General features: G+C 59.1%; 28 protein-coding genes. 12 read left to right on the top strand and 16 right to left on the bottom strand.

Going from position 1 to position 25,025, the window contains the following annotated elements; all coding sequences use genetic code 11:
- The first annotated feature begins 104 nt into the window (after positions 1-104).
- The 4 genes from MRBLRC7O_RS09275 (at position 105) to MRBLRC7O_RS09260 (ending at position 2,470) form a co-directional block, all read left to right on the top strand.
- On the top strand, positions 105-368 hold the full coding sequence (locus MRBLRC7O_RS09275; protein ID WP_003522871.1) for an accessory factor UbiK family protein: 264 nt from the start codon (positions 105-107) through the stop codon (positions 366-368).
- Positions 369-796: 428 nt separating this feature from the next.
- A complete protein-coding gene (locus tag MRBLRC7O_RS09270; protein ID WP_003522870.1) occupies positions 797-1,297 on the top strand; it encodes a type III secretion system chaperone family protein in 501 nt (166 codons plus the stop codon).
- 1 nt (position 1,298) lies between these two features.
- The gene (gene proC / locus MRBLRC7O_RS09265; RefSeq protein ID WP_004430349.1) at positions 1,299-2,117 is read left to right on the top strand and encodes a pyrroline-5-carboxylate reductase; all 819 of its coding nucleotides are present in this window, start codon (positions 1,299-1,301) and stop codon (positions 2,115-2,117) included.
- An 11-nt stretch (positions 2,118-2,128) separates the two neighbouring features.
- A complete protein-coding gene (locus MRBLRC7O_RS09260) occupies positions 2,129-2,470 on the top strand; it encodes a tRNA-binding protein (protein ID WP_004430350.1) in 342 nt (113 codons plus the stop codon).
- A 14-nt stretch (positions 2,471-2,484) separates the two neighbouring features.
- On the opposite strand, the gene MRBLRC7O_RS09255 is transcribed toward MRBLRC7O_RS09260, so the two are convergent.
- From MRBLRC7O_RS09255 to MRBLRC7O_RS09240, 4 genes are all read right to left on the bottom strand, one after another.
- A complete protein-coding gene (locus MRBLRC7O_RS09255; protein ID WP_004430353.1) occupies positions 2,485-3,864 on the bottom strand; it encodes an ATP-binding protein in 1,380 nt (459 codons plus the stop codon).
- 31 nt (positions 3,865-3,895) lie between these two features.
- Positions 3,896-4,609 (bottom strand): response regulator, encoded by a 714-nt coding sequence (locus MRBLRC7O_RS09250; protein WP_020011341.1) that lies wholly within the window; start codon positions 4,607-4,609, stop codon positions 3,896-3,898.
- Positions 4,610-4,611: 2 nt separating this feature from the next.
- Positions 4,612-5,139, bottom strand: coding sequence for a MarR family winged helix-turn-helix transcriptional regulator (locus MRBLRC7O_RS09245; protein ID WP_020011340.1), 528 nt, complete (start codon positions 5,137-5,139; stop codon positions 4,612-4,614).
- A gap of 214 nt (positions 5,140-5,353) precedes the next feature.
- Positions 5,354-5,953 (bottom strand): DUF1236 domain-containing protein, encoded by a 600-nt coding sequence (locus MRBLRC7O_RS09240; protein WP_060725143.1) that lies wholly within the window; start codon positions 5,951-5,953, stop codon positions 5,354-5,356.
- Between the two features lie 233 nt (positions 5,954-6,186).
- On the opposite strand from MRBLRC7O_RS09240, the gene MRBLRC7O_RS09235 reads away from it, so the two are divergent.
- Positions 6,187-6,831 (top strand): MBL fold metallo-hydrolase, encoded by a 645-nt coding sequence (locus MRBLRC7O_RS09235; protein ID WP_080866325.1) that lies wholly within the window; start codon positions 6,187-6,189, stop codon positions 6,829-6,831.
- 86 nt (positions 6,832-6,917) lie between these two features.
- Here MRBLRC7O_RS09235 and MRBLRC7O_RS09230 read toward each other — a convergent pair whose 3' ends face one another.
- The 4 genes from MRBLRC7O_RS09230 to MRBLRC7O_RS09215 form a co-directional block, all read right to left on the bottom strand.
- Positions 6,918-7,133, bottom strand: a complete 216-nt coding sequence (locus MRBLRC7O_RS09230; RefSeq protein WP_003494703.1) for a cold-shock protein — start codon at positions 7,131-7,133, stop codon at positions 6,918-6,920.
- 445 nt (positions 7,134-7,578) lie between these two features.
- Entirely contained in the window at positions 7,579-8,481 is a 903-nt protein-coding gene (locus MRBLRC7O_RS09225; RefSeq protein ID WP_004430381.1) for a DMT family transporter, read from the bottom strand.
- Positions 8,482-8,632: 151 nt separating this feature from the next.
- A complete protein-coding gene (locus MRBLRC7O_RS09220; protein ID WP_077998879.1) occupies positions 8,633-8,944 on the bottom strand; it encodes a hypothetical protein in 312 nt (103 codons plus the stop codon).
- 146 nt (positions 8,945-9,090) lie between these two features.
- The gene (locus MRBLRC7O_RS09215) at positions 9,091-10,017 is read right to left on the bottom strand and encodes an EAL domain-containing protein (protein WP_004430387.1); all 927 of its coding nucleotides are present in this window, start codon (positions 10,015-10,017) and stop codon (positions 9,091-9,093) included.
- Between the two features lie 210 nt (positions 10,018-10,227).
- Between MRBLRC7O_RS09215 and MRBLRC7O_RS09210 the strand changes: the two genes are divergently transcribed.
- On the top strand, positions 10,228-11,430 hold the full coding sequence (locus MRBLRC7O_RS09210) for a pyridoxal phosphate-dependent aminotransferase (RefSeq protein ID WP_004430390.1): 1,203 nt from the start codon (positions 10,228-10,230) through the stop codon (positions 11,428-11,430).
- A 164-nt stretch (positions 11,431-11,594) separates the two neighbouring features.
- Here MRBLRC7O_RS09210 and MRBLRC7O_RS09205 read toward each other — a convergent pair whose 3' ends face one another.
- Positions 11,595-12,701 carry a calcium:cation antiporter gene (locus MRBLRC7O_RS09205; protein ID WP_080866324.1) on the bottom strand — a complete coding sequence of 369 codons (1,107 nt, stop codon included), beginning with the start codon at positions 12,699-12,701 and terminating at the stop codon, positions 11,595-11,597.
- Positions 12,702-12,894: 193 nt separating this feature from the next.
- On the opposite strand from MRBLRC7O_RS09205, the gene MRBLRC7O_RS09200 reads away from it, so the two are divergent.
- Positions 12,895-13,161: a DUF2188 domain-containing protein gene (locus tag MRBLRC7O_RS09200; protein ID WP_004430396.1), complete on the top strand. Its 267-nt coding sequence runs from the start codon at positions 12,895-12,897 to the stop codon at positions 13,159-13,161.
- Between the two features lie 35 nt (positions 13,162-13,196).
- Here the strand turns inward: MRBLRC7O_RS09200 and MRBLRC7O_RS09195 are convergent, their stop codons facing one another.
- Complete coding sequence (locus MRBLRC7O_RS09195) at positions 13,197-14,141, bottom strand: LysR family transcriptional regulator (protein ID WP_004430398.1); 945 nt, start codon at positions 14,139-14,141, stop codon at positions 13,197-13,199.
- An 89-nt stretch (positions 14,142-14,230) separates the two neighbouring features.
- Here MRBLRC7O_RS09195 and MRBLRC7O_RS09190 point away from each other — a divergent pair, with 89 nt between their 5' ends.
- Positions 14,231-15,268, top strand: a complete 1,038-nt coding sequence (locus tag MRBLRC7O_RS09190) for an NAD-dependent epimerase/dehydratase family protein (protein ID WP_080866323.1) — start codon at positions 14,231-14,233, stop codon at positions 15,266-15,268.
- Entirely contained in the window at positions 15,268-15,657 is a 390-nt protein-coding gene (locus tag MRBLRC7O_RS09185; protein WP_080866322.1) for a DUF6220 domain-containing protein, read from the top strand. The genes MRBLRC7O_RS09190 and MRBLRC7O_RS09185 overlap by 1 nt, the downstream gene beginning before the upstream one ends.
- Before the next feature lie 54 nt (positions 15,658-15,711).
- Here the strand turns inward: MRBLRC7O_RS09185 and MRBLRC7O_RS09180 are convergent, their stop codons facing one another.
- From MRBLRC7O_RS09180 to trxB, 4 genes are all read right to left on the bottom strand, one after another.
- Positions 15,712-16,824, bottom strand: a complete 1,113-nt coding sequence (locus MRBLRC7O_RS09180; RefSeq protein ID WP_060725136.1) for an alkene reductase — start codon at positions 16,822-16,824, stop codon at positions 15,712-15,714.
- Positions 16,825-16,947: 123 nt separating this feature from the next.
- A complete protein-coding gene (locus MRBLRC7O_RS09175; protein WP_004430405.1) occupies positions 16,948-17,238 on the bottom strand; it encodes an ArsR/SmtB family transcription factor in 291 nt (96 codons plus the stop codon).
- A gap of 600 nt (positions 17,239-17,838) precedes the next feature.
- Complete coding sequence (locus MRBLRC7O_RS09170; RefSeq protein WP_020011327.1) at positions 17,839-18,735, bottom strand: LysR family transcriptional regulator VtlR; 897 nt, start codon at positions 18,733-18,735, stop codon at positions 17,839-17,841.
- Positions 18,736-18,759: 24 nt separating this feature from the next.
- A complete protein-coding gene (gene trxB / locus MRBLRC7O_RS09165; RefSeq protein ID WP_004430412.1) occupies positions 18,760-19,734 on the bottom strand; it encodes a thioredoxin-disulfide reductase in 975 nt (324 codons plus the stop codon).
- Between the two features lie 254 nt (positions 19,735-19,988).
- Here trxB and MRBLRC7O_RS09160 point away from each other — a divergent pair, with 254 nt between their 5' ends.
- Entirely contained in the window at positions 19,989-20,456 is a 468-nt protein-coding gene (locus MRBLRC7O_RS09160; protein ID WP_004430414.1) for an Lrp/AsnC family transcriptional regulator, read from the top strand.
- A 31-nt stretch (positions 20,457-20,487) separates the two neighbouring features.
- Here the strand turns inward: MRBLRC7O_RS09160 and MRBLRC7O_RS09155 are convergent, their stop codons facing one another.
- Both MRBLRC7O_RS09155 and greA read right to left on the bottom strand, forming a co-directional pair.
- Complete coding sequence (locus tag MRBLRC7O_RS09155) at positions 20,488-21,543, bottom strand: glycosyltransferase family 4 protein (protein WP_004430416.1); 1,056 nt, start codon at positions 21,541-21,543, stop codon at positions 20,488-20,490.
- 88 nt (positions 21,544-21,631) lie between these two features.
- Positions 21,632-22,108: a transcription elongation factor GreA gene (gene greA / locus MRBLRC7O_RS09150; protein ID WP_004430419.1), complete on the bottom strand. Its 477-nt coding sequence runs from the start codon at positions 22,106-22,108 to the stop codon at positions 21,632-21,634.
- 221 nt (positions 22,109-22,329) lie between these two features.
- Between greA and MRBLRC7O_RS09145 the strand changes: the two genes are divergently transcribed.
- Both MRBLRC7O_RS09145 and MRBLRC7O_RS09140 read left to right on the top strand, forming a co-directional pair.
- Positions 22,330-23,562, top strand: coding sequence for a putative DNA modification/repair radical SAM protein (locus MRBLRC7O_RS09145; RefSeq protein ID WP_080866321.1), 1,233 nt, complete (start codon positions 22,330-22,332; stop codon positions 23,560-23,562).
- Entirely contained in the window at positions 23,562-25,010 is a 1,449-nt protein-coding gene (locus MRBLRC7O_RS09140) for a UdgX family uracil-DNA binding protein (protein WP_080866320.1), read from the top strand. Before MRBLRC7O_RS09145 ends, MRBLRC7O_RS09140 begins: the two co-directional genes overlap by 1 nt.
- Positions 25,011-25,025: the final 15 nt, after the last annotated feature.

The raw sequence follows: 25,025 nt of genomic DNA, 5'->3' as shown, positions 1-25,025 counted from the left end.
TTGCGATTTTTCGATTTCGCTTGCAAGGCGGCGGTGGAGTGCCTACCTGAAGACTATCAACAGCGGGCAAGACGATGCCCCTGAACCGACGAAGGACAAGCGCCATGAGCACGACAGGCACCAATCGTTTTCTGGATGAATTCGCCAAGCTGATGACCGACGCGGCCGGCGCGGCGCAGGGCGTGCGCAAGGAAGCCGAAGCGGCTTTTCATGCCCAGGCGGATCGCTGGCTGAACAGTCTGGACGTTGTCCGCCGCGAGGAATTCGATGCGGTTCGCGAAATGGCCATTCAGGCGCGTGATGAAAACGACGCGCTGCGCGCCCGTATCGAGGCTCTGGAAGCGAAGCTTTCCGCCGCCAAGGACTGATTTTTTAGCGCCTTTTCTGACGGGTCCCGGATCGCTTGCGATTCCGGGACTTTTTATTTGCGGCTCATAGCGCCCGAAATGACTCCCGGTTGTTAAAAAACGGGCCTCGGACGCGAATTTTTTGGGCCTGTGGACACTTCCAAAAAACGCAGTCGGCAGAGTCGCTTATGTATCTCGCCTGAGGTGATGGGGGAGAAGATATCCACTGTTCAAAAAGCAAAAATGGTGGGGAAGGGGTGGCAGCAGGACTCGGCCATTATACACTGATTTTAAATGATGATTCGAAAAGACCTGGTAAGCTCCAGACAGGGTGAATGCGTAATTCTGGTGGTGTCGGGCAATCGTCTCAAATGTTTATCCCGGTTTGTATGTGCGTTTTGTGCCCGGCGTTCAAAACAGGACATCCCTACCGGCTGAGAAGGTGCCGCATGAGTCTGATAGAATTTGAAATTGAGCGTCAGTCCAATCCCGTGGACATGATCGAGATTGTCGCTGCCTCGAACGACTGGTCTTTCGAGCGCTCCGGTGAAGACGAGATCGCCATGACTGTCGCTGGTCACTGGGCGGACTATCACGTCTCCTTTTCATGGATGGAAGAATTCGAGGCGCTGCATCTGGCCTGCGCCTTCGATATCAAGGTGCCGGACCAGCGCGTCAACGAAGTCATTCGTCTGCTCTCGCAGGTCAATGGTCAGGTGCTGATGGGTCATTTCGATCTGTGGCGGCAGGAAGACGTGGTGATCTTCCGCCAGTCCCTGCTTCTGGCCGGCGGCGCCGAACCGAACAACCAGCAGGTTGAAGTGCTGCTTTCCAGCGCGCTTGAGGCCTGCGAGCAATATTACCAGGCATTCCAGTTCGTCGTCTGGTCGGGGCTGGATGCGAAAAGTGCAATTGAAGCGGTCATGTTCGAGACCGTCGGGGAAGCGTAACATGGTGTACAAGGCTTCCGGGCCTCTCGTCCTCGTTGGCGCCGGCAATATGGGCGGCGCCATGCTTTCAGGCTGGCTGAAAAAGGGTGTGCCGGGATCGCAGGTCATCGTCATCGACCCGCGCCCTTCCGACGCCATGCGCACGACGATTGCGGAAGCCGGCGCCACCCATGCCGAAAGCGTGCCTGGGGGCGTGAAGGCCGGCATTCTTTTCGTGGCGGTGAAGCCGCAGATGATGGAAGCCGTGCTGCCGTCGCTGAAGCCTCTGCTGGGCCCGGAAACGGTTGTGGTCTCCATCGCGGCGGGCACCACCATTGCCACCTTCGTTTCGCATTTCGGTTCGGTTGCCGCTGTGCGGGCCATGCCCAACACGCCGGCCATGGTCGGCCGCGGCGTGACGGGGGCCTATGCCAACGACCTGGTGACGCCCGAGCTTAAAACCGTTGTGGACGGGTTGCTGAAGGTCAGCGGTCCGGTTGAATGGGTGGATGCCGAAAGCGATATCGACGCGGTGACTGCGGTTTCGGGTAGTGGCCCTGCCTATGTCTTTTATCTCGTGGAATGCATGGCCGAGGCTGGGCGCAAGGCCGGCCTGCCGGCGGATGTCGCCATGCGTCTGGCGCGTGAAACCGTGGCCGGCGCCGGCGAACTCCTGCACCAGTCTTCCGACGAGGCGGCGCGCCTGCGCCAGAATGTTACCTCGCCGGGCGGCACCACGGCTGCGGCGCTGTCCGTGCTGATGGCCGAGGACGGCATGCAGCCCCTGTTCGACAGGGCGGTCGCTGCCGCGAAAATGCGCGCCGAAGAGCTGGCGGGCTGAAGGGGCGAGCCATGAGCGGTGAAATTTCCTATGCCGATTTCGAGAAGGTCGATATCCGCGTCGGCACCATTGTCGAAGCAGAACCTTTTCCCGAAGCGCGCAAGCCGGCCTTCAAGGTAAAGATCGATTTCGGGCCGGACATCGGCATCAGGAAATCCTCGGCGCAGATCACGGTGCATTATACGCCGGAAAGTCTTGTCGGGCGGCAGGTTCTGGGCGTAGTGAATTTTCCGCCGCGCCAGATCGGTCCTTTCCGGTCCGAAGTCCTGACGCTCGGTTTTGCCGATGCCAATGGCGATATCGTGCTTGCCGCGGTTGAGCGGCCGGTGCCGAACGGCGAGAAGATGTGCTGACCGGCGCTATGCCGCTAAGCCGGAATTTTCACGATTACCCGCAATCCGCCCATCGGGCTTTCATCCAGAGATACGTCGCCGCCATGGCTGCGGGCGATGTCGCGAACGATGGAGAGGCCAAGGCCCGTGCCCGAGGCGTTGAGGTTGCGCGCCTCGTCCAGCCGGAAGAACGGCTTGAACACATCCTCGCGTGAGATTTCCGGAATGCCGGGACCATCATCGTCAAACGTCATGATGATGGAGCGTGGCGCCTTGCGGATATCGACGTGGAGGTTGCTGGCGTAGCGCCGCGCATTTTCGGCGAGATTGGCGACGAGCCGTGAAAGCGCATTTGGCCGCGCGATGATCCGCTCGATATTATAGAGTTCGTAGCTGAATTTCTTGCCGTGCAGCTCGAAATCATGGCCGATTTTTTCGAGAAGGGCTGGAAGTTCCAGCGTGCCGACATCCTCTTCGACATCAGTACGGGCAAAGGTCAGATAGGCCTCAAGCATTGACTGCATGTCCTCGACATCCTTGTCGAGCCCCTCAAGGTCGGGATTGTCGCCGGCGAGCGCGAGTTGCAGCTTGAAGCGGGTGAGGATGGTGCGCAGATCATGGCTGACGCCGTTCAGCATGGCGGTGCGCTGCTCCATCTGTCGCTCGATACGCTCGCGCATCAATATGAAGGCGAGGCCTGCGCGCCGCACTTCGTCCGCGCCGCGCGGGGAGTAGGCGGTAATCTTCTGGCCTCTGCCAAAGTTCTCGGCCGCCTTGGCAAGCGCTTCGATGGGCTTGATCTGGCCGCGCAGGAACAGGATGGAGATGGCGATCAGCACCAGCGATGCGCCCACCATCCAGACAAGGAAGATATGCGTGTTGGAGGCATAGGCCGCGCTGCGGCTGGTAAAGACGCGCAGGGTCTTGTCTTCCAGCTGGACGCGGATTTCGACCAGCGAGCCGTTGCCATAGGTATCGATCCAGAACGGCCTGCCGATCTGCTGCGTCAACTGATCCGCCAGAATCCTGTCGAGGATCGAAAACAGCGGCTCAGGTCTCGGAGCAGGCAAATCCGCCTTTGGTTCGATATAGACGCTCAGACCGAGCTTGTCGCGCGCAATGCGGATGACGCGCTGATAGTCGTCTTCCTCGGGGTCCGTCTGCAGAAGCTCGATGATTGCGGCGATATCGCGCGTCACGGCAGAGGAGAGGCGTTCGGTCACCAATTGCCAATGGCGTTCCATGAAGACTGCCGCGACCACGCCCTGAAGCAAAATCATCGGCAGGATGATGATGAGCAGGGATCGGGTGTAAAGGCCGGTGGGCAGCCAGTGGCGCAACCATCTGCCGGAAAGGCGCCAGGCCTTGGCCACGCCGCTTTTTTTGACCGTGCTCAGAAAATCGAGGCTCGCCATGGCCGTGCGTTCGCCTTTCCTTTGGTGCTCGTCAGTCCACGCTCAGGCGGTAACCGATGCCGCGCACCGTTTGCAGATAGACAGGATTGGCAGGGTCGTCCTCGATCTTGCGGCGAAGACGGTTGATCTGCACGTCGATGGTTCTTTCGCCCACTTCCGATTCCGCTTCCACCAGTTCGTGGCGTGGAATGGTGTCGCCGGCGCGCAGTGCGAAAAGCAGCATGATCTCCTGTTCGCGATCCGTCAGGCGGATCGTTTCGGGGCCGCGCCGCAATTCCTTCTTCGGAATGGAGAAACTGTAGGGACCAAACATGATCTGTTCGATCTTGGGCGTGTCAGGCGAGGTGTTGCGCCGCAGGATATTGTTGATGCGCAGGACAAGTTCGCGCGGATCGAAGGGCTTGGCGAGATAGTCGTCCGCGCCCGCTTCCAGCCCGGCAATGCGGGAGTCCGCCTCCGAACGGGCGGTCAGAAGAATAACCGGTACGGATTTATCCTCGTTCAGCGAGCGGGTCAGCGAAAGCCCGTTTTCGCCCGGCATCATCACATCGAGGATGAGCAGATCGAAGCGGATGCCTATCATTTTACGCCGTGCTTCGGCCGCATCGGCTGCCACGGAGATGCGGTAACCCTTGTCGCCAAGGAAGCGCTGCAGGAGATCGCGAATGCGGGCGTCGTCGTCGACGATCAGGAGATGGGCGGCATCGTCATCCGCTGGCGGTCGTTTTGTCGGAGCTTGCGCCATCGTCACTCGCCTTCCACGGTTGTCGGGCTGCGCATCTGCGCCAGAAACTTGCGCACGCAGGCGCGGGCGTCAGGTCCGAGCCCTTCCAGCGCCCGGTCAATGCGACGCGATTGCGGCTCGCTCAGCGCCAGCGCCAGTTCGCGGCCCGTCAGCGTCGGATAAAGCCTGCGCTGGCGACGGTCTTCCGGGCCTGCCATCTGACGGATGTAACCATCGTCGATCAGTTGTTTGAGCACGCGGGCAAGGCTCTGCTTGGTGATCTGTAACGTGTCGAGCAAATCCGCCACCGTCATGCCCGGCTGCCGGCTGACGAAATAGACCACCCGATGATGCGCCCGGCCATATTCCAGCTTCGACAGAATGACATCGGGATCGGAGACGAAATCGCGATAGGCGAAAAACAGCGCCTCGATCGTGTCGAAGTCGATCTTGCCGTCGTCCACCTTCGGAAGTGCCGGTGTCTGTCTGGCGGCTGCGGTTTTGAGCGATTGCGGTGGCACTGCGGTTCCTTCATATTCTGCGGCTGACATACGTCGATGCGCCAATATTCTGTAAACATAGCCGAAAATGCGTCCGCTCGGGAGAATGCCGCGATCATTTTCTGTTGCGGTGGATAATATGCTGCGGGTGCCGGTGCAACTGGAATCCTGAGTGGCCTTTACCGGAAATAGAAAAGAGCGCGGAAAGCCCGCGCCCTTCATTTGTTTCATGTCGCCCGATGGACGATTTGTTCGGCAGAAGCCTCTACTGGTAAACGTAGACGATCCGCCGTGTTGAAGGTTCGACGAGAACCGGCACATCGTTCACCCGGACATAACGATACTGATAGTCGGGGATTTCGACGAGACGTGTATCTGACGGCAATACACTCCCGATGGCTATGTCGCCATCATAGGTAACGGTGTCGGCGGGATGTTCGTCAATATAGGTTATCACCGATTGCGGCGGGTCCACCTCGCCAACCCGGCCGAGGTTTGGATCGCCGGGATTGGGTTCGGCCTGCACGCTCGAGGTCTTTTCATAGGTGACCACCGGAACGCTGAGGTCCGAGCGGCGCTGTTCGAGAATGACGGGAGAGCCCTCATACATGACATTCAGATAATCCGCATGAGCCCAACCGCGCAGACCGTTGACTTCGATGCGGCACCAGCTGCTGCCTTCCATGCAGCCATCCAGAACCGCATTGCTGCCGCGGGTGGCCAGCCCCACCTCGGGATAGTCTTCACCGGGGCCCGAGCGAACGGAAATATCCGATGCTGTCGTGGCGACCATGGCGGCGTTCGCGTAACCAGCCATCAGGGCGAAGGCGCCGCCAGCCATGAGCATTTTAAGCGTCTTGTCCATGTGTCTCACTCCTTTTCAAGACTGGAGCTAGAACGTCGCAACCATCAGGGCGTTCCACATTTTTCGCCGGCAATTCCCGCCATATGCGGAGGACTTCTTGTTATCATGCTGTATTTCATGGTTATTTTTAGAATGGGTGGGTCGCTGAAAGCGGGTGTCATTTCCGCCGCCATTGTGCCGCAGGCGGTCGCGGGCTATAGGAGGCGCAACCTTTCAGACAGGAGATGCAGGATATGGGAAAGTTGCAGGCGGGCATTATTCCGGTCACGCCATTCGAGCAGAATTGCACCATCCTGTTCGATCAGGACACCAAGGAGGGCGTCGTCGTTGATCCCGGCGGGGATGTGGACGTCATTCTTCAGGTCGTTGCTGAAAACGGCATCACGCTCAAGGAAATCTGGCTGACGCACGGGCATCTCGACCATGCCGGCGGCGCCGACGAACTGCGCGGGAAGCTCTCTTTGCCGGTGATCGGGCCGCATGAGGATGACCGGCCGCTGCTGGAGAGGATCGAGGTGCAGGCCGAAAAATACGGTATCAGCGGTTTGAAGAATGTCGTGCCCGACAAATGGCTGAAGGATGGCGACAAGGTATCCTTCGGAGACCACGTCTTCGAGGTCTATCATTGCCCGGGCCACGCACCCGGCCATGTCATTTACTACAACCGCGACCAGCAATTCGCCCATGTCGGCGACGTCTTGTTTTCGGGATCGGTTGGGCGCACGGACCTGCCGGGCGGAAACCACGAACAATTGATGGCGTCCATTCGCGACAAGCTGCTGCCGCTCGGCGATGATGTCGGCTTCATCTGCGGCCATGGCCCCGGTGGGCGGCTGGGCGACGAGCGGCGCAACAATCCCTATCTCAAGGGTATCTGAGGTCCAGGCGATTTACGCCTATGGACGGCACAAAAAAACCCGGCATTCCTGCCGGGCTTCAACTAGAAAAGAAAGCCGTTTTAGGGTCAGCCAGCAATCTGCAGATTGACTGCCTTCGGGCCCTTGCCGCGACGATCCGGTTCCGTGTCGAAGCTCACTTTCTGATTTTCTGAAAGTCCGGACAGGCCGGAAGCCTGTACAGCAGAGATGTGAACAAAGATATCAGCGCCACCATTGTCTGGCTTGATGAAGCCGAAGCCTTTGTCTGTATTGAAGAATTTTACGGTGCCAGTTTCGGCCATGCATCAGGTCCTTTTCGCTCTGCCCGCGTTCAGCTACAGGCAGCATTACAGTTTTGCCCCGCGTGGGCGTTGGCAGGCAGTTTTTGACTATTGAGAAAATGGACCTTCGCAGCGGGAAGTAATGGCGTTTTCATCCAACGTTTTTCGTCCCACCGCCCGAGGTTTATAGCGTCCCCAGTGCGCAAATTTATAGGCCTTCCCATGCTCGCAAATTGCCCGAACCGCGGTAGAGTGATGCGTTTATCAAAAATTGGCAAGCAAAAGTTTTCACGGGCTTTTTGTCAGATAAAAAACCTGCGGTAGAATAACATCGCGCAATCGCATATTTTTTCTGCAGGGGCGACAATTGATGAAATAATTGCCGTTTGCCGCAGGATTTCACGGCAAAATTTGAATGCCGTACCCCGCATTTATGGCGGAATAAGAAAAATAAGTTCTTTTTGCGTCAGGCCGCTCCGGCCATGGGTTTTTGCCGTTTGCGCGTCAGTTCCGGCACCAGTTCGACGATCAGGATCGCGACGAATATGATCAGGCAGCCGATGTAGCCGGCGCCCGAAATGGTTTCGTTGAGGAAAATCGAGGCCAGCAAAGCGCCGAAAAGCGCCTCCGAAGACAGGAATATCGCAGCCTGCGGGGCCGTGGTGTAACGCTGGCCGATGACTTGCAGCACGAAGGCGAGGCCGGAGGAGACGAGGCCGACATAGAGGATTTCCGCGAGCGAAGCCTCGATGGAGGCCATGCTGATCGGTTCGAACACGACACCGATCATGCAACTAAGAAGGGAGCAAACGGCGAACTGGGTACAGGAAAGCGCCAGCGGCCTTCCGCTTTCGGAAACGAAGCGTCCGGCCAGCGTGATCTGGATCGCCCAGAAGAAGGCGCAGATGATGCTGAGAATATCACCCGTTGTCAGCGTCTCGAAGGCGCCGCCGGAGAGCAGGAATATGCCGCCCAGCATCATCAGCGCGCATGGCCAGACGATCCAGTGGGGATGACGCCGGTAAAGCACGACGGCAATCACGGGCACGAAGATGACGTAGAGCCCGGTCAGGAAGCTGGAATTGGTGACGGTCGTGGTCAGGAGCCCGACCTGCTGGGTGGTGGCGCCGCCGAACAGGGCGAGGCCCACGAGAATGAAGCTGCCGATTTCGCGCCGGCGCGGCGGCGATTTCAGCGACCGTGTTTCCATGAGCGCGAAGGGCAGCACGGCGATGGCGGCAATGGCGAAACGCAGACCGACGAACCAGAACGGGCCGATCGAGGCCATGGCGGAGGATTGCGCGACAAAGCCGCCTCCCCAGATTGCTGCGGCGAGCAGAAGCAGCATATTGGCCTGAATACGCGTCATTGTTGGCACCAGCAGAGCAGGGCCGAGAGATCATTCAGTCACGGCCGTGGCAAACAGGGGATTTTTGGAATGTCGATCCGGCGACGCGGACGACTGTTCCCGGGTGCTTTAGCAGCAACATGCCGAGGCCGCAAGTCGAGGGGAAGGCCGCTTATTTGTAGCGGCGGGCCTCGTCCTTCAGGCTGCGCCGGGTGAGCGTCAGGCCGCCAATGCCGAGGCCGATGAAGGCTGCGGCTGACAGGGCGATGAGCAGGATGTGGGGGCCGGCCTTCGTGGTTGCCGCTACCTGAGGGATAGCGGATGTGTGCAGGGTGTCGATCGCCTGAGCAGCCGCATTGGCCGAGGTTGCGATGCCGGCGGCCATGGTGACGATGACAAGAAAAGCCGCAACGGCCATCCAGAGGGAAAACAGCGTTCTCTGCGCCCTTAACCTTTCAACGGAAGTCCGATCGTTGGTAAACATGGCTGTCGCCTCTTGTCCCTGTTCTTAAAGGATAAAAGAGGCTTCGAAATGGACGGCTTGGAGACCGAATTCTGGCGTTCCGCGGCATTTATTGCGGCAATATTGTGGCAAAGCCTGATATGGCGTCCTTTTGGCCGGATATGGCGTCAGAGGCCGCGTTTTCCGAAGGTCCTGACCTGGCGCAGAGGATGCGGATCGACCGGGCGGTCTTCCCTTGAAAATGCGGGTGGTGCAGCGTTTCTCTCCGCCCTTGACGGGGCGAAATATTCACTGCCGAGTTCCGGGAAACGTGCGTCGAAACTGGTCGGGGCAAGTTCGGGCTTCGCCAGCACGTAACCCTGCATGAGCAGGACGCCGAGTTCCTCGCAGAGATCGACTTGCCAGCCTGTTTCCAGCCCTTCGAAGACCGGCTCAATCCCATCGTCGCGGAACTGGCGGACGATGACGCGCAGAAGGGCGGCGCCCGCCGAATTCTGCATGAAATCGCGCACCCAGCCCGCTTCGAATTTCACATAGTCCGGCTTGATGAGTTTTACCCGGTCGATGTCGGAATCGCCGGCGCCATAGTCATCAAGCGCCACGCGAAAGCCGATATCGTGCATGTGGTAAGCGAAGTCCGCGACCATCTGTGTGTCGGAGGCCTTTTTCTCGGAGATTTCGCAGACGATGCGATCCGCCGTCATGCCGGCCTCGTGGGCGGCAAGCCGCATGCGCTCTACTTCCTGGCGCATCTTGGCCGGCGTCTGGAACAGGCCCGGATGGAAGTTGACGAAGATGCGGGCGCGGGAACGGTTGAGCCTGCCGGTGTTGAGAATATGGATCGTGCGCAGGATGCTGTCGATATTTTCGATGTCTTCCGGCGCGACCAGCGAGAAAAATTCGCCCGGCGTCACCGGCTCGCCATTGCGGTGGGGACGCACCAGACCCTCGAAGGAATCGATGTCGAGCACCCCGCTCATCGTGCGGCGGAAAATGGGCTGCAGTGCCGATTTCAGGTTAAAGGTGCGATAGGCCGTGGACCATGTGCCATCGACCTCGCGGACAAGACTGGAAAAGATGCTTTTGAGCGCCATTTTTCAACCAGCTATAGAGACACGACCTCTAGGCTCGCGAATGTAGCGTATCAAGCGTTACTTCCGGGTTAAGGAAGGTTAAATTCTCTGCAGCGGCACATAAGCCGGCTTTTGACCTTGAAAGAAGGCCTGTCTTTCGACATAGAAAATGCCGCAGATGACAAGTTTTCCAACCTCTGCTGATGTCAACCCCAATAGGACCGATTAAAAATGGCCTTCCTTGCCGACATTCTCTCCCGCGTAAAGCCATCCGCCACCATCGCTGTTACCCAGAAAGCCCGTGAGCTGAAAGCGAAGGGCCGCGATGTGATCAGCCTTGGCGCCGGCGAGCCGGATTTCGATACGCCCGAAAATATCAAGGAAGCGGCCATCGACGCCATCAAGCGCGGTGAAACGAAATACACGCCTGTTTCCGGCATTCCGGAACTGCGCAAGGCCATTGCCGACAAGTTCAAGCGTGAAAACGGGCTGGACTACAAGCCGGAGCAGACGATTGTCGGCACGGGCGGCAAGCAGATCCTTTTCAACGCCTTCATGGCCACGCTGAACCCGGGTGATGAAGTCGTCATTCCAGCGCCTTACTGGGTGAGCTACCCGGAAATGGTGGCGATCTGCGGTGGTACGCCGGTTTTTGTCGACACGACGCTCGAAGACAATTTCAAGCTGAAGCCGGAAGCGCTGGAAAAGGCGATCACGCCGAAGACCAAGTGGTTCGTTTTCAACTCGCCGTCCAACCCCTCGGGCGCTGCCTATTCGCATGACGAGCTGAAGGCGCTGACTGATGTGCTGGTCAAGCATCCGCATGTCTGGGTGCTGACTGACGACATGTATGAGCACCTGACCTATGGCGATTTCAAATTCGTCACCCCGGTGGAAGTAGAGCCTTCGCTTTATGACCGTACGCTGACGATGAACGGCGTCTCCAAGGCCTATGCCATGACCGGCTGGCGTATCGGCTACGCAGCCGGCCCGCTGCCGCTGATCAAGGCCATGGACATGATCCAGGGCCAGCAGACCTCGGGCGCGAGCTCCATCGCACAGTGGGCAGCTGTCGAAGCGCTGAACGGCACGCAGGATTTCATTCCGACCAATAAGAAAATCTTCGAAGGTCGTCGTGATCTCGTCGTTTCCATGCTCAACCAGGCCAAGGGCATCAATTGCCCGGCACCGGAAGGCGCGTTCTACGTCTACCCGTCCTGCGCCGGCATGATCGGCAAGACCGCGCCGTCGGGCAAGGTCATCGAGTCGGATGTGGATTTCGTCTCCGAGCTTCTGGAAGCCGAAGGCGTCGCTGTCGTGCAGGGATCGGCTTTCGGCCTCGGCCCGAACTTCCGCATTTCCTACGCCACGTCGGAAGCGCTCTTGGAAGAAGCCTGCAAGCGCATCCAGCGCTTCTGCGCCGATTGCCGCTGATCGGTTGATACAGTCTTGAAAGAAGCCCGGCAGCGATGCCGGGCTTTTTTGTTCGATGGGGCTTCCGCACGCTAGACGTCATCCTTGGGCTTGATCCGAGGATGACGGAGGAGAGGTTTCTACGCCTTGTCAGATGCCTGAAATCCAGGCGCGACGCCCGTTTTTTAAAGCCCAAGAAACAGCAGCATGATGAAGGTGGCGAAAAGGATGAAATGCGTCATTCCCTCGATCGCGTTGGTTTCACCGTCATTGAGGTTGATGGCGGCGGCGATGAGGGTGATGAAGACCATGACGGTCTGAACCGGCGTCATGGCCATGATGAAGGGCTGGCCGGTATAGAGCGCGATGCCCTCCATGACAGGCACGGTCAGGATAACAGTCGAGAGCGATGCGCCCATGGCGATATTGACCACGGCCTGCATGCGGTTGCGCAATGCGGAGCGGAGCGCGGTGAGGATTTCCGGTGATGCCGAGATTGTTGCCACCACGACCGCCATCAGTGCGGGCGGTGCGCTGGTGCCCTCGAGGCTTTCGCTCAGGAAGGTCGACATGAATTCCGCCAGCACGCCGATCAGCACCACGCCGGCGATGATGAGGCCGATGGAAAGCGGAACGCTGCCTTCGTCTTCCTCCTCGGCATGACCGTGTGACGGCTGGCCGGCCGGATGCGCCTTGCGGGGATAGGCGTAGCTGAAGAAATAGCTGTGAGGGCCAACCTGCATTTTGAGGAAGAGCGCATAAAGCGCGATCATCGCGACGATGGTGAAGGCGGAATAGACGTGCCAGCTCTGCTCTGGAATGAACTCCGGCACGATCATCGAAATACCCATGGCCGTGAGGATCATCACGCCATAGGTCTTGCCGGAATCGTCATTATAGGGCTGCTCGCCATGGCGGAGGCCACCGAGCAGGGCGGCGAGGCCCAGAATGCCGTTGATGTCGATCATGACGGCGGAATAGATCGTATCGCGCACGAGGGTGGGTGAACTGGATTCGCTCATGATGATGGCGAGGATCAGCACTTCCACGGCGACCGCCGAGAGGGTGAGGATCATCGTTCCATAGGGATCGCCGACCTTGGCGGCGAGGATTTCAGCGTGGTGGGCGACCCGCATCGAGATGAGAACGATCAGTCCGATCAGCACGATTGCGGCAATGAGCGCCGCCGTTTTTCCGGCTTCGAATATGGCATGCTCGGTCATATAGGCGATGATTGCCGCCGGTATCGCGAGAAGCAGCAGCCGCTCCTGTTTCAGAATAGAACCCGCCATTGATTTCCCTTCCCCTGTCAGACCCAGGCTGTGACGTATCGTCCGTGAGATCAAGCAGGATTTGCGCTTGAATGCTTTTGGTAGGATAGTGGTGTTGCAGGACATGCTGCTCATGCCGCGCTGTCCCATTGGGTGCAATGCTTGAAACGCGGTTGTGGTTGCCATGTCGCCTACCGAGACAGGAGGACCATGCATGACCAAAGTGGTGTATGAAATCGTCGAACATGACGGAGGCTTCGCCTACCGCATGAACGGCGCTTATTCCGAAACATTTCCTACCTATGCCGATGCGGTCGAGGCCGCGCGCATCGTTGCCGCCGAACAGCAGGTGGGAGGCGATGACGAGGAAATCAGCTATCAGGATGAGAGCGGCCACTGGCATGAGGAATATAGCCAGGGCGGCGATCGGCCGGAAGCCGAGGTGGTCGACAAGACGTCACAGCCGGCCAGACCGTTTTGATGAGCGAGTTTTGCGGTATCGATGCTGGACTGGCGCTAGCGCCGTTTCGGCGGAGCACCCGGATCGGTTTCTTTGAGATGACCCTTGAGGCCTTCCACGAGGGCGCTGAAGACGGCACGGCATCGCGGTGAAGTCTTGAGATTTTCATGCATCGCGACCCAGGTGTGGAGCGGGATGTCGATTTTCGGAAGCACCTGCACAAGCCGAGGGTCCTTGCGCGCCAGACCGATCTGACAGACGCCGATGCCCGCGCTGGCGCGGATCATGGCAAGCTGGGCGAGGTTGCTGTCGGCGCGGATTTCGAAGGAAATTTCCTCAATATCGGGTATTTCAGGATCGAGCGAGCGCATCCGCTGGATGGCCGCCCGGATGAAAGGCGTCTTGCGGTCGAAGCCGACCATGCGGTGATGGTTCAAATCTTCCATGCTCTTCGGAGCGCCGGCTCTCGCGAGATAGTCGCGCGTCGCGTGAAATCCCAGACGGAAATTACCGATGTAACGCATGACGATCGCATCCTGCTGCGGTTCGGTCATGCGAATGGCGATATCGGCCTCGCGCCTCAAGAGGTCTTCCAGCGTATCGGAAAGCGAAAGCTCGATTTCAAGCCGCGGGTGCACCTCCTGCATGGCCGTGATGATCGGCGGCAGCATTTCCACGCCGATGATATCAGAGGCGCTGATGCGCACGGTGCCTTCGATCTTGCCGACCTCACCGGAGGCCGCGCGCATGAGGGCTGCGGTCGTCGCCGCCAGATTTTCCGCATAGGGACGGAGCGCAAGCGCTGCTTCCGTCGGCATCAATCCATGGGGCGAACGAATGAACAGCGGAAAACCGACGGCTTCTTCCAGAGCGCCGATGTGGCGTCCCGCCGTCGGCTGGGTGATGCCGAGTTCGCGCGCGGCGGCGGAAAGCGAACCGTCGCTCAGCACGCTGAGGAAGGTGCGATAAAAATCCCAGCTGATGTCACGGCTTCTGGTCATAAGATTTTGTATAGCTGCTCCACTTATTTCGATAATTTCGTATATCGCAGAACGGGACGATACTCCAGCCCACAACATGGAGTACGGCGATGATATATGAAAACAACGCAGATACAGCGGCGAATGATCGGCCTCTGGCCCTGATTTTGGGGGTGAATGGCGGTGTCGGCAGCCAGGTCTCCAGGATGCTGCAGCAACGCGGATGGCGGGTGAGGGCAATGACGCGCCAGCAAACAGGGTCCCGGACCACTGGTGATATCGAGTTGGTGACCGGCGACGCCATGAACCGGCAGGACGTTCTGGACGCGGCAAAGGATGCGCGGCTGATCGTCCATGCGGTCAACCCTCCCGGATATCGCAACTGGGACAGGCAGGTATTGCCGATGCTGGACAACACCATCGCCGCCGCCGAGGCCTGCGGGGCGAGGATCGTCTTTCCGGGCAGCGTCTATAATTTCGGCCCGGATGCTTTTCCCCTCCTGACGGAAGAGAGCCCGCAAAAGCCCTTTACCCGCAAGGGTACGCTGCGTGTGGAAATGGAGCGGCGGCTGAAAATGGCGTCGATGCGTGGTGTGCCGGTTCTGATCGTCCGGGCGGGGGATTTCTTTGGGCCGGATGCGAGAAATAACTGGTTTTCGCAGATGCTGGTGAAGCCCGGAAAGCCGGTCCGCAGCGTCCAGAATCCCGCCGCCCCTCATGCGGGGCATCAATGGGCCTATCTGCCTGACGTGGCGGAGACGATTGGCCGGCTGCTGGACCGGGCAGGCGAGCTTCCGGCTTTCGCCGTCTATCACATGGAAGGTTTCTGGGATTTCGACGGGCTGCAGCTGATTGACGCGATCGAGCGGGTTGTGGGGCATCCGGTCAAGCGGAGGCGGCTATTCTGGTCGGGCATCAAATTGGCCGCCCCTTTCGTTCCCCTGTTCCGCGAAGTGCTGGAAATGCAATATCTCTGGCAGATGCCGATCCGGATGAGCAATCGCAAGCTGACGGATTTCCTTGGAACGGAACCCAAAACACCAATCGATGTCGCGGTATCCGCGACATTGGCGAGCCTCGGCTGCCTTGAGCAGAGGCAGGACCCGGCGAGCCTTCCTCATCCGGCCGATGCCGGGGGCAGGGTGTGATGGCGACGGTTGCGAATGGGGTGTCGGCTCGGCGTCGCCTGTTTGTCGTAATTTCGGCAAGCGTGCCGGTGCTGATCTTCGCGCAGGTGCTGCTGGCCGGGCTTTCGCTCTATTATGATGGATCGCTGCTTTCGCTGCACAAGGGGCTCGGTTTCCTGATCGCCGTTCCGATCCTGTCGCTGATGGTCCTCGCTCTGCGATATGACGAGCTGCGGCCTAACCTTGCCCGCGCGCTGGTCCTGCTCGGTCTTTATTGTCTTCAGGTGGCGCTGATGAGCATCGGCCGGGAAACGGGCAATGGCTTTCTGCAGGCGCTGCATGTGCCCAACGCCTTTGTCATGGGCGCGTTTTCCGATTTTGCCGCGCGACAGGCGCGAAGCCTGCGCTGAAACAAAAACGCCGCACCGCTCTTGAGCAATGCGGCGTCTTTGCTTGATCCTTTATCAGGCGAGCGCCGGATAGTCGGTATAACCCTCGGCTCCGCCGCCATAGAAGGTCGGCTGGTTCGGCTCGTTGAGCGGCGCATCGTTTTTCAGGCGGCGCACCAGATCCGGATTGGCGATGAAAGCCTTGCCAAAGGCTACGGCATCGACTTTGCCGCTTTCGACGGCTTCGATGGCGCTCTCGCGGTTGTAACCATTATTGGCGATCCACAGGCCCTTGCCGCCGGCATTGCGATAGGCGGCCTTGAAGGCTGCGTAATCGAAAGGCTTGTCGCCCTGCTTGAAATCGCGCGGACCGCCGGTTGCGCCTTCAACCACATGGATGAAGGCGAGATTGCGCTTGCCGAGCTGATCCGCCACGTAATTGTAGAGCGGCTGCGGGTCGGCCTCGAAAATATCGTTGGCGGGGGTAACGGGGGAAAGGCGGATGCCGGTGCGGCCCGCGCCAATCTCTTCCGCCACCGCATCGACAACTTCCAGCAGGAAGCGGGCGCGGTTTTCGATCGAGCCGCCATACTCATCCGTGCGCTGGTTGGTGCTGGATTTCAGGAACTGCTCGATCAGGTAGCCATTGGCGGCATGGATTTCGACGCCGTCGAAACCGGCCTCCAGAGCCGCGCGTGCGCCGCTGCGGTAATCCTCGAGGATGAGGCCGATATCGTCGATGGTGAGCGCGCGGGGCTCTGAGGTTTCGGCAAAGGCGCCGGTGCCGTCATCATTGATGATATAGGTCTTCGACTTGGCGGGAATGGCGGAAGGAGCAACCGGCTGACCGCCATGCGGCTGCAGCGAGGTGTGGGAAATGCGGCCCACATGCCAGATCTGCGCGACGATCTTGCCGCCGGCTGAATGCACGCCATCGGTGACCTGTTTCCAGCCTTCGATCGCTTCCCGCTTGTAGAGACCCGGAACGTCCGCATAACCCTGACCCTGCTGGGAAATCGGGGTGCCTTCGGTGACGATCAGCCCGGCTGTGGCGCGCTGCTCGTAATAGGTGGCGTTGAGATTGTTGGGAATTGCGCCCGGCGAGCGGTTGCGGGTGAGGGGGGCCATGACGATACGGTTGGCGAGTGCGATATCGCCGGCCTGTGCCGGTTCGAAAAGACTGGTCATGCGACTTCACTTTCTGGTCGGTTGGCGAAATTGCGCGGCAGGCGCGCTATCTGGGTCGGGTGCCGGATCGAAACCCGCGTTGCGGTTCCTGTCCGGCACCCCGGGGCTCAAAGCTTGGGAGGCTCAGAGATTGGCTTGCAGATAATTGCGGAAAGCGTCGATGGTTTCCTCGTTGCGTTCGAAAAACACCCATTGCCCGACCTTTTTCGACCTGATGAGACCGGCTGTCTGCAACACCGCCAGATGCGACGAGACGGTGGATTGCGACAGGCCGCTGATCTGAAACTGGTTGGCGCACACCCCCATGCTGAGCGGGTGCTCCTGACAGAAGTGACTTTCCGGGCGCTTCAGCCATTCCAGAAATTTCAGCCTTGCAGGGTGCGAAAGGGCCTTGAGGATTTCCTCCGGGTTCATCTGGGTTTCTTTAATATCTGACATGAACGATATTTATATCGATCATTTTCGATATACAAGTCACGTCTCTGTGAGGACCGTGGGGAGTGGGCAGGCGGTCCCAAAAAAGAAGGCCGCAGGATGTCTCCGCGGCCTGACAAGTTTGAAGGTCAAAACCTCCAGAGGGGAACAGCTGTCGCGTGCCTTGGGCGTGCGTGACAGCCAGCTAAAATATGGGAGCGGCAATAATGCAAAACAAGGTTGCATCATGCGATATTTCGCCAATTTGGAGAAAATTCTTGCGGGTAAAAAAAGAGGGCCGCCGGATAGATCCAGGGCCCTTTAAGTGTGAAGGTCAAAAACCTCCAGAGGGGAACAGCTGATGCGGTGGAACTGGGAGGAAAAGCCACCGTGTGCATCAGCTGAGAGCGATATGGTGCTTTTTTGTGCACGAAACAACTCTTTTTTGTGCAGGTCAGGCATGCGTACCACGCAGCCCTCGATATTTCCGGTATATTTTATGTGCAATGCTGCCGGAGAGCGCAAGCATTCCGCTCACGCAACGCTTTGCGTAAGCTGTTGAAATTAAAGCGCGATAGCCAAGCACCGTCTATTTTAACGTCAGAAGTTCCAGTTCCGCGCCTTGGCGACGATGAAGTCGCGGAAGGCTTTCAGCTTTGCAGCGTTTTTCATCTCGTCGGGATAACAGAAGTAGGTATCGAATGACGGAATATCTGCGGCGAGCGACAGCTGGATGAGGCCGGGATCGCGCCCGACGATATAGTCAGGCAAACAGGCGATGCCGATTCCCAACAGGCAGGCGCGCTTGATCGATGTCTGGCTGTTGATCTGCAGATGCGGCGTGCGCGTATTGTCGGAAGACCGTCCGGCATTTTCCAGCCAGTTGACATCAAGGAGATAGTTGGGCGCCGGCTCGCCGAAAGAGATGATGCGGTGGTTGTCGAGATCCTCGATCGACTGCGGCTCTCCGTGACGGTTGATGTAGGACGGCGCGGCATAGACGTGCATATGCACCGTGAACAGCTTGCGCTGGATGAGGTCCGACTGCTGCGGCTGGCGCAGGCGGATGGCGCAATCGGCGTGGCGCATGTTCACGTCCAGCTCCTCATTGTCGAGGATGAGCTGGATCGACATTTCCGGGTAGAGCTGCAGGAACTCCTGCACCTTGTCCGTCAGCCAGCCCTGGCCGAGACCGACGGTCGTCGTCACGCGCAGCTTGCCGCTCGGCTTCTCCGTCGTCTCCGTCAGTTGCATCTTGACGGTTTCGAGCTTCAGCAGCACGTCATGGGCGGTGCGATAAAGCAGCTCGCCCTGTTCGGTGAGGATCAGGCCTCGGGCGTGGCGATGGAACAGCTTGACGCCGACATCCTGTTCCAGCGCGCTGACCTGACGGCTGATGGCCGACTGGGACAAATGCAGCTTGTCGGCAGCATGGGTGAAAGACCCTGCTTCGGCTGCGGCATGAAAAATGCGCAGTTTATCCCAGTCCAATGGCATTGCCATGCCTATCCTGCCTTTCGGTTATTCCGCTGCTACCGCGAGCGGTTGTTGCGCGGTGAGGTACCGTTCTGCTTCGAGGGCGGCCATGCAGCCCATGCCGGCGGCGGTGATTGCCTGGCGGTAGATGTCGTCGGTGACGTCGCCGGCGGCGAAAATGCCCTCAACATCGGTTGCGGTGGAATCGGGTGCGGTCCACATATAGCCGTTGTCCTTGAGCTTCACCTTGCCTTTGAACAGTTCAACCGCCGGCGCGTGGCCGATGGCGACGAAGACGCCGTCGATCGGCGTGTCGCTGATCGCGCCGGTCTTGGTGTCACGCAACCTCACGCCCGAGACGGAGGGCGGCATTGGCGGCTTGGCGGGAGCGCCGGTGATTTCGGCGATTTCCGTGTTCCACAGGATCTTGACGTTTTCCTTCGCGAACAGCCGTTCCTGAAGGATTTTTTCCGAGCGGAAGCTGTCGCGGCGGTGCACGACGGTCACAGATTTAGCGATATGGGCGAGATAGAGCGCTTCCTCCACGGCGGAGTTACCGCCGCCGACCACGATCACATCCTTGTTGCGGTAGAAGAAGCCGTCGCAGGTGGCGCAGGCCGAAACGCCGAAGCCCTGGAAATGCTGTTCGCTCTCGATACCCAGCCACTTGGCCTTGGCGCCGGTTGCGATGATCAGCGTGTCGGCGGTCCAGACCTGACCGGAATCGGTCTTGACCACGAAAGGCCGTACATTGGTTTCAACTTCGGTGACGAGGTCGCTGACGATTTCCGCACCCACATGGGTCGCCTGCTTCAGCATCTGATCCATCAGCCAAGGGCCCTGGATCGGATCGGCAAAGCCCGGATAGTTCTCGACATCGGTGGTGATCATCAGCTGGCCGCCCTGTTCCATGCCGGCAATCAGCACGGGTTTCAGCATTGCGCGGGCCGCGTAGATCGCCGCGGTATAACCGGCGGGACCAGAGCCAATGATCAATACCTTGGTATGGCGGGCAGACATGGAAACATTCCTTTTTACGGTAGCGGGGCCTTTCAGCAGCAAGACCTTCCAGCCGCAACACGGCGGACAGGCCACAACCCCTTCATTGCCCGGTATTTAAGGTTGTCTAGTGTCTTTATTCAAGGGCAGCCTTGCGTTACCAACAAGGCAGTTGTGGATGCGCGCGCAATTTTGTGACCGGGAGGTGGCATAATGTTGCGAATCCCGCGCCGAATAGTACAAGGAAGTTCTCCAGCTTAACGAGGTACTCCTCCGTGACCAGCGTCGAACTCGATGCCATCGATCTGAAAATCCTGCGCGAATTGCAGCGCGACGGGCGTATGACCAATGTGGAACTGGCCGAAAGGGTCGGTATTTCCGCGCCGCCCTGCCTGAGGCGGGTCCGCAAGTTGGAGGAGGCGGGCGTGATCGAGGGTTATCACGCCATGTTGAACGCCCCGAAGCTCGGTTTCGACCTCGTCGCCTTCTGCATGATCGGTCTCAAGCGCCAGTCGGACAGCAATCTGAAGGCTTTTGCGGCGGCAACTGCCGGCTGGTCGCTGGTGCGGCAGGCCTGGATGGTGTCGGGCGAAAGCGACTTTCTGCTGCATTGCGTCGCCAAGAACCTGACGGAATTTCAGGATTTCGTCATCGAGGTTCTGACGGCGGACGAAAATGTCGATACGGTGCGCACCATGCTCACCATCCGTCAGGTCAAGCGCGTCGGTCTGGTGGAAATCTGATCGGCCGGCTTTTTGTCGGCTTCGGGGGGCATTACCCCCGCCGCAACGCCTCATAGACTTCGCCGAGACTTGTCGCTTCTTTTTCCAGCGGAAAAGTGCTGCGCACATGCGCAAGTCCGGCACTTGCGTGGGCTTTGGCCAGAGCAGGATCGGCGAGATAGGTCTTTATCGCGTCTCTCAGCGAGGCATAGTCACCCGCATCGACAACCGCCCCGGTCTCGCCCGTGACAATCATTTCCTCGTAAGCGCCGGCATTACTGGCGACAACGGCCGTCTCGGAGGCCATGGCTTCGAGCGGTGTCAGGCCGAAACCTTCATTGCGGGATGGGGCGACATAGAGCGTCAGCCGCCGGTACCAGGGCTTGATGTCGTCAACTTCGCCCTGAAATACGATGCGGTCGGCAAGGCCGGCTGCGGCGACATCGGCCTTGAGCGCATCACCGAAGGCCTTGTGTTCCGCCGTGACGCGGCCGGACACTACGGCTGTCCATTGCGGATGGTTGGGCAGAAGTTCGATCATGGCGCGCACGAATAGATCGGTGCCCTTCTGGTGGCGCACGCGTCCGAAACAGCCGATCAGATATTGGCCCGGCAGGCCGGTTGCCGCGATCGTATCTTCCGGACCGGTGGCCGGGTGGAAAAGGTCGGTATCGACGCCATGCATGACGACGCGATGGGGCACTTCCAGGAACGAGCCGGAGCGGGCGTTGGTCGCAACCACGGCATCCATCTTCGAAATCAGAAAACGGGTATAGGCGGAATGCCGCCTCTGTGCCGCGGAGGTAAAGAGCAGCTTCACCTTCATGCGCAGCACATCACGCATCAGAAGACCCGGCAACATTTCGAGATTGCGGCGGGCATGCCAGATGCGCGGGCTGCCGACAGGGCCATTCTGCCAGAGCCGCCACAGATCGCGGAAGCGCACATGCGGCAGATGCGGTGGCAGGCCGGGGCCGATGGTGGCCACCTTCTGTCTCAGCCGGTTCTGCACCGGTATCAGCTGGACGATGGTGGAGGTGACGCCGGAGAGCCTGCGCTTGAAGTTCGGCGCAAGCACCTGCACATCTTTCAGACTGACGTGGGACAAGATGGGCTTCCGTCTCTGCGGCTGGTTTGGAGATTCAATACGTCAAAAAACAATGCGCCCGCGTGGGGCGCATTGCACGTCGGGGCAATCAGCCCCACTGTACCGCGAGAATCTCGTAGCCCTTGGCGCCGCCGGGCGCGTTGACCTCGATGCTGTCGCCGACTTCCTTGCCGATCAGGGCGCGGGCAATCGGCGAGGAGATGGAGATGCGGCCAGCCTTCACATCGGCTTCCTGGTCGCCGACGATCTGGTAGGTTCGTTCCTCGTCGCTATCTTCGTCGATCAGCTTGACGGTGGCGCCGAACTTGATCTTGGAACCGGACATCTTGGACAGGTCGATGACTTCCGCGCGTGCGGTCAGGTCTTCGAGTTCGGTGATGCGGCCTTCATTGTGGCTCTGGGCTTCCTTGGCAGCATGGTACTCGGCGTTTTCCGAAAGGTCGCCATGGGCGCGCGCTTCCGCAATTGCCTCGATGATACGGGGACGCTCCTCCTGCTGGCGAAAGCGCAGCTCCTCCTGCAGCTTTACGAATCCACCCTGAGTCATCGGTACTTTTTCTACCATTTTTTTATCCTTCGCATTCCGGTCGCTTTACTTGCAGACACAAAAAGAAACAGGTTCCGGAGAGGAACTCCGGAACCATGCCAAAATCATAACTGAGCCGACTATATCAGAAGACGACAGCGAAATGCCAGCAAATTTGAGGTGTGAGTATTTCCTCATTCAATCAAAGGCTTGACTGCCATTATTGACATCTCTCAATGGAACATATAGTGAACATAGCTATGAAGAAGTCGATCAGGCAACGGCTGGCCATTCTCTCCGACGCGGCGAAATATGATGCCTCCTGCGCATCGAGCGGCACGACAAAACGCAACTCCGCAGCGTCAGGCGGTCTGGGTTCAACGGAAGGGTCGGGCATCTGCCATGCCTATGCGCCGGACGGGCGCTGCATTTCGCTCCTGAAAATTCTGCTGACCAATTTCTGCATCTATGATTGCGCCTATTGCATCAACCGCTCTTCCAGCAATGTCGAGCGAGCGCGGTTTACACCAGAAGAAGTGGTTTGGCTGACGCTGGAGTTTTATCGGCGCAACTATATCGAGGGGCTGTTCCTGTCCTCCGGCATCATCCGCTCCTCCGATCACACGATGGAAGAGATGGTGCGCGTGGCGCGTGAACTGCGCGTTACCCATGGTTTTCGCGGCTATATCCACCTGAAATCCATTCCCGAAGCATCGCCCAGGCTGATCGAGGAGGCGGGGCTTTATGCGGATCGTCTTTCGATCAATATCGAATTGCCGACCGATAACAGCATTGGCCGTTTCGCGCCGGAAAAGCAGCCCGCCAATATTCGCCGCTCCATGGCCGATATCCGTTTGAAGATCGAGGAGGCGGGGGAGCCGACCGTCCGGACACGCAAGACCAGGCGCTTTGCGCCGGCCGGTCAGAGCACACAGATGATCGTGGGGGCCGATGGCGCAGACGATAGCACCATTCTCTCCACCAGCGCCCGGCTTTATGGCAGCTACGGTTTGCGGCGCGTTTATTATTCGGCCTTCAGCCCCATTCCGGATTCGTCGAAGAACCTGCCGCTCATCAAGCCGCCGCTCATGCGTGAACACCGGCTTTATCAGGCCGACTGGCTGTATCGCTTTTATGGCTTCGACATCGGTGAGATAACCGCGATCGGGGGCGATGGCATGCTCGATCTCGATATCGACCCGAAGCTCGCCTGGGCGCTGAAGCATCGCGAGCGTTTCCCTGTGGACGTCAACGTGGCGGATCGGGAAATGCTGCTGCGCGTGCCCGGTTTCGGTACGAAAACGGTCGCATCCATTCTGTCGTCGCGACGGTTCCGGCGGTTGCGGCTGGAGGATATCGCCCGCTTTGGTGTTTCCCTGAAAAAGGTGAAGGCCTTCATCGTCGCAGAGGGCTGGACGCCGGGCAAGCTGACCGAGCGGCCGGATTTGCGGGCGATGTTTGCGCCGCAGCCCGAGCAATTGTCGCTCCTGTGATGTACGGCCCGGTTCTGGAAGGGCGGGGTGATTTCGGCGAGTGGCGCGATGCCGCCCGCGCGGCGCTTGCCGCCGATATTCGACCCGAGATGATTGACTGGCGGTTGCGGGATGACGGGGCAGGGCTGTTGGATTTTGCCGGCGAGCCCTTGCCGGCGGCCGGTTCTGGGTCCGGGCAGGTTTCTGTTCCAGCTTCGTTCGTGGCGCAGGCGCAGGCCGTCATCTGTCATGGCGATCCCGGGCGTTTTGCACTGCTTTACCGGCTGTTGTGGCGGCTGAGGCAGGATCGCGCACTGTTGCAGTTCAAGTCCGATCCGGATGTTTCAGAGGTCCGGCTGCTTGAGAAATCCGTCAGACGCGATTGTCACAAGATGACTGCTTTTGTCCGTTTCAAGGAAGTGCCCTTGCCTCAGGGGCAGGGCGGGCGGCGGCGGTTTATTGCCTGGTTTGAGCCTGACCATTTCATCGTCGAGCGCACGGCCGCGTTTTTCCAGCGGCGGTTTACCGACATGGACTGGCTGATCGCCACGCCGAAGGGCTCTGCACGGTGGGACGGAAACGCGCTGGAGACATCGCGGGAAGCGGCGGAAAAGCCTGATCTGACGGACGAGACGGATGAACTCTGGCGGACCTATTATGCCAATATATTCAATCCGGCCCGCCTGAAGATCAAAGCCATGACGGCGGAGATGCCAAAGAAATACTGGAAGAACCTGCCGGAAGCCGATCTCATTCCCGGTCTGGTTCTCGGAGCAGAGGCGCGGGTGCTGGAGATGGCCGCCAAAGCGGCAAGCCAGCCGCAGCCGTTTCACCACCGCCTGCAGGCTGCGGCCGCTGCACGGGAGACGCCGCAACCGGCGCCGGATGGTACGCTCGCGTCGCTGGCGCGGGAGGCGGGCCATTGCACCCGCTGCCCCCTGCATTGCAACGCCACGCAGACGGTTTTCGGCTCTGGCCCAGAGGATGCGAACATCATGATCGTGGGCGAGCAGCCGGGCGATCACGAGGATCTCGCCGGCAAACCTTTCGTCGGCCCGGCCGGCCAGCTCTTTGACCGGACTCTCGCCCAAATCGGCATCGAACGCAAAAAGCTTTACGTCACCAATGCCGTCAAGCACTTCAAATACGAAACGCGCGGCAAACGGCGCATTCATCAGCGTCCGAATGCGGGCGAAGTGGAGCAATGCCGCTGGTGGCTCAATCAGGAAATCGCGCTTGTTCGGCCAAAACTGATCGTTGCCATGGGCGCAACGGCGCTTTATGCGCTGACCGGCGGCAAGGAAAAGGTCACGGAGATACGGGGGCGTCCTTTACCAATGGAGGAGGGCCGGACGCTTTTTGTCACCGTGCACCCGTCCTATCTACTGCGCCTTGTCGATACGCAGGCGAAAGAGGCGGAAATGGCAAAATTCACAAAGGATATGCAGTTTATTAGAGCGTTCGAATAGATTTCTATCTGCGAT

This window comes from Agrobacterium radiobacter, assembly GCF_040801995.1.
Taxonomy (GTDB): Bacteria; Pseudomonadota; Alphaproteobacteria; order Rhizobiales; family Rhizobiaceae; genus Agrobacterium; species Agrobacterium radiobacter.
The sequence above is the reverse complement of the archived record's forward strand: the minus strand, read 5'-3'. Positions and strand labels throughout refer to the sequence as shown.

What these genes read in the sequence shown, in the direction of transcription:
- MRBLRC7O_RS09250 (WP_020011341.1), bottom strand. Translation starts at nt 4,609, where the DNA reads ATGGCGCAAGCTCCGACAAAACGACCGCCAGCGGATGACGATGCCGCC.
- MRBLRC7O_RS09215 (WP_004430387.1), bottom strand. Translation starts at nt 10,017, where the DNA reads ATGGCGCTCAAAAGCATCTTTTCCAGTCTTGTCCGCGAGGTCGATGGC.
- MRBLRC7O_RS09255 (WP_004430353.1), bottom strand. Translation starts at nt 3,864, where the DNA reads ATGGCGAGCCTCGATTTTCTGAGCACGGTCAAAAAAAGCGGCGTGGCC.
- MRBLRC7O_RS09140 (WP_080866320.1), top strand. Translation starts at nt 23,562, where the DNA reads ATGTACGGCCCGGTTCTGGAAGGGCGGGGTGATTTCGGCGAGTGGCGC.
- MRBLRC7O_RS09175 (WP_004430405.1), bottom strand. Translation starts at nt 17,238, where the DNA reads ATGAACCCGGAGGAAATCCTCAAGGCCCTTTCGCACCCTGCAAGGCTG.
- MRBLRC7O_RS09270 (WP_003522870.1), top strand. Translation starts at nt 797, where the DNA reads ATGAGTCTGATAGAATTTGAAATTGAGCGTCAGTCCAATCCCGTGGAC.
- MRBLRC7O_RS09275 (WP_003522871.1), top strand. Translation starts at nt 105, where the DNA reads ATGAGCACGACAGGCACCAATCGTTTTCTGGATGAATTCGCCAAGCTG.
- MRBLRC7O_RS09235 (WP_080866325.1), top strand. Translation starts at nt 6,187, where the DNA reads ATGGGAAAGTTGCAGGCGGGCATTATTCCGGTCACGCCATTCGAGCAG.
- MRBLRC7O_RS09170 (WP_020011327.1), bottom strand. Translation starts at nt 18,735, where the DNA reads ATGCCATTGGACTGGGATAAACTGCGCATTTTTCATGCCGCAGCCGAA.
- trxB (WP_004430412.1), bottom strand. Translation starts at nt 19,734, where the DNA reads ATGTCTGCCCGCCATACCAAGGTATTGATCATTGGCTCTGGTCCCGCC.
- MRBLRC7O_RS09210 (WP_004430390.1), top strand. Translation starts at nt 10,228, where the DNA reads ATGGCCTTCCTTGCCGACATTCTCTCCCGCGTAAAGCCATCCGCCACC.
- greA (WP_004430419.1), bottom strand. Translation starts at nt 22,108, where the DNA reads ATGGTAGAAAAAGTACCGATGACTCAGGGTGGATTCGTAAAGCTGCAG.
- MRBLRC7O_RS09205 (WP_080866324.1), bottom strand. Translation starts at nt 12,701, where the DNA reads ATGGCGGGTTCTATTCTGAAACAGGAGCGGCTGCTGCTTCTCGCGATA.
- MRBLRC7O_RS09220 (WP_077998879.1), bottom strand. Translation starts at nt 8,944, where the DNA reads ATGTTTACCAACGATCGGACTTCCGTTGAAAGGTTAAGGGCGCAGAGA.
- MRBLRC7O_RS09195 (WP_004430398.1), bottom strand. Translation starts at nt 14,141, where the DNA reads ATGACCAGAAGCCGTGACATCAGCTGGGATTTTTATCGCACCTTCCTC.
- MRBLRC7O_RS09145 (WP_080866321.1), top strand. Translation starts at nt 22,330, where the DNA reads ATGAAGAAGTCGATCAGGCAACGGCTGGCCATTCTCTCCGACGCGGCG.
- MRBLRC7O_RS09230 (WP_003494703.1), bottom strand. Translation starts at nt 7,133, where the DNA reads ATGGCCGAAACTGGCACCGTAAAATTCTTCAATACAGACAAAGGCTTC.
- MRBLRC7O_RS09180 (WP_060725136.1), bottom strand. Translation starts at nt 16,824, where the DNA reads ATGACCAGTCTTTTCGAACCGGCACAGGCCGGCGATATCGCACTCGCC.
- MRBLRC7O_RS09225 (WP_004430381.1), bottom strand. Translation starts at nt 8,481, where the DNA reads ATGACGCGTATTCAGGCCAATATGCTGCTTCTGCTCGCCGCAGCAATC.
- proC (WP_004430349.1), top strand. Translation starts at nt 1,299, where the DNA reads ATGGTGTACAAGGCTTCCGGGCCTCTCGTCCTCGTTGGCGCCGGCAAT.
- MRBLRC7O_RS09260 (WP_004430350.1), top strand. Translation starts at nt 2,129, where the DNA reads ATGAGCGGTGAAATTTCCTATGCCGATTTCGAGAAGGTCGATATCCGC.
- MRBLRC7O_RS09190 (WP_080866323.1), top strand. Translation starts at nt 14,231, where the DNA reads ATGATATATGAAAACAACGCAGATACAGCGGCGAATGATCGGCCTCTG.
- MRBLRC7O_RS09245 (WP_020011340.1), bottom strand. Translation starts at nt 5,139, where the DNA reads ATGTCAGCCGCAGAATATGAAGGAACCGCAGTGCCACCGCAATCGCTC.
- MRBLRC7O_RS09185 (WP_080866322.1), top strand. Translation starts at nt 15,268, where the DNA reads ATGGCGACGGTTGCGAATGGGGTGTCGGCTCGGCGTCGCCTGTTTGTC.
- MRBLRC7O_RS09200 (WP_004430396.1), top strand. Translation starts at nt 12,895, where the DNA reads ATGACCAAAGTGGTGTATGAAATCGTCGAACATGACGGAGGCTTCGCC.
- MRBLRC7O_RS09240 (WP_060725143.1), bottom strand. Translation starts at nt 5,953, where the DNA reads ATGGACAAGACGCTTAAAATGCTCATGGCTGGCGGCGCCTTCGCCCTG.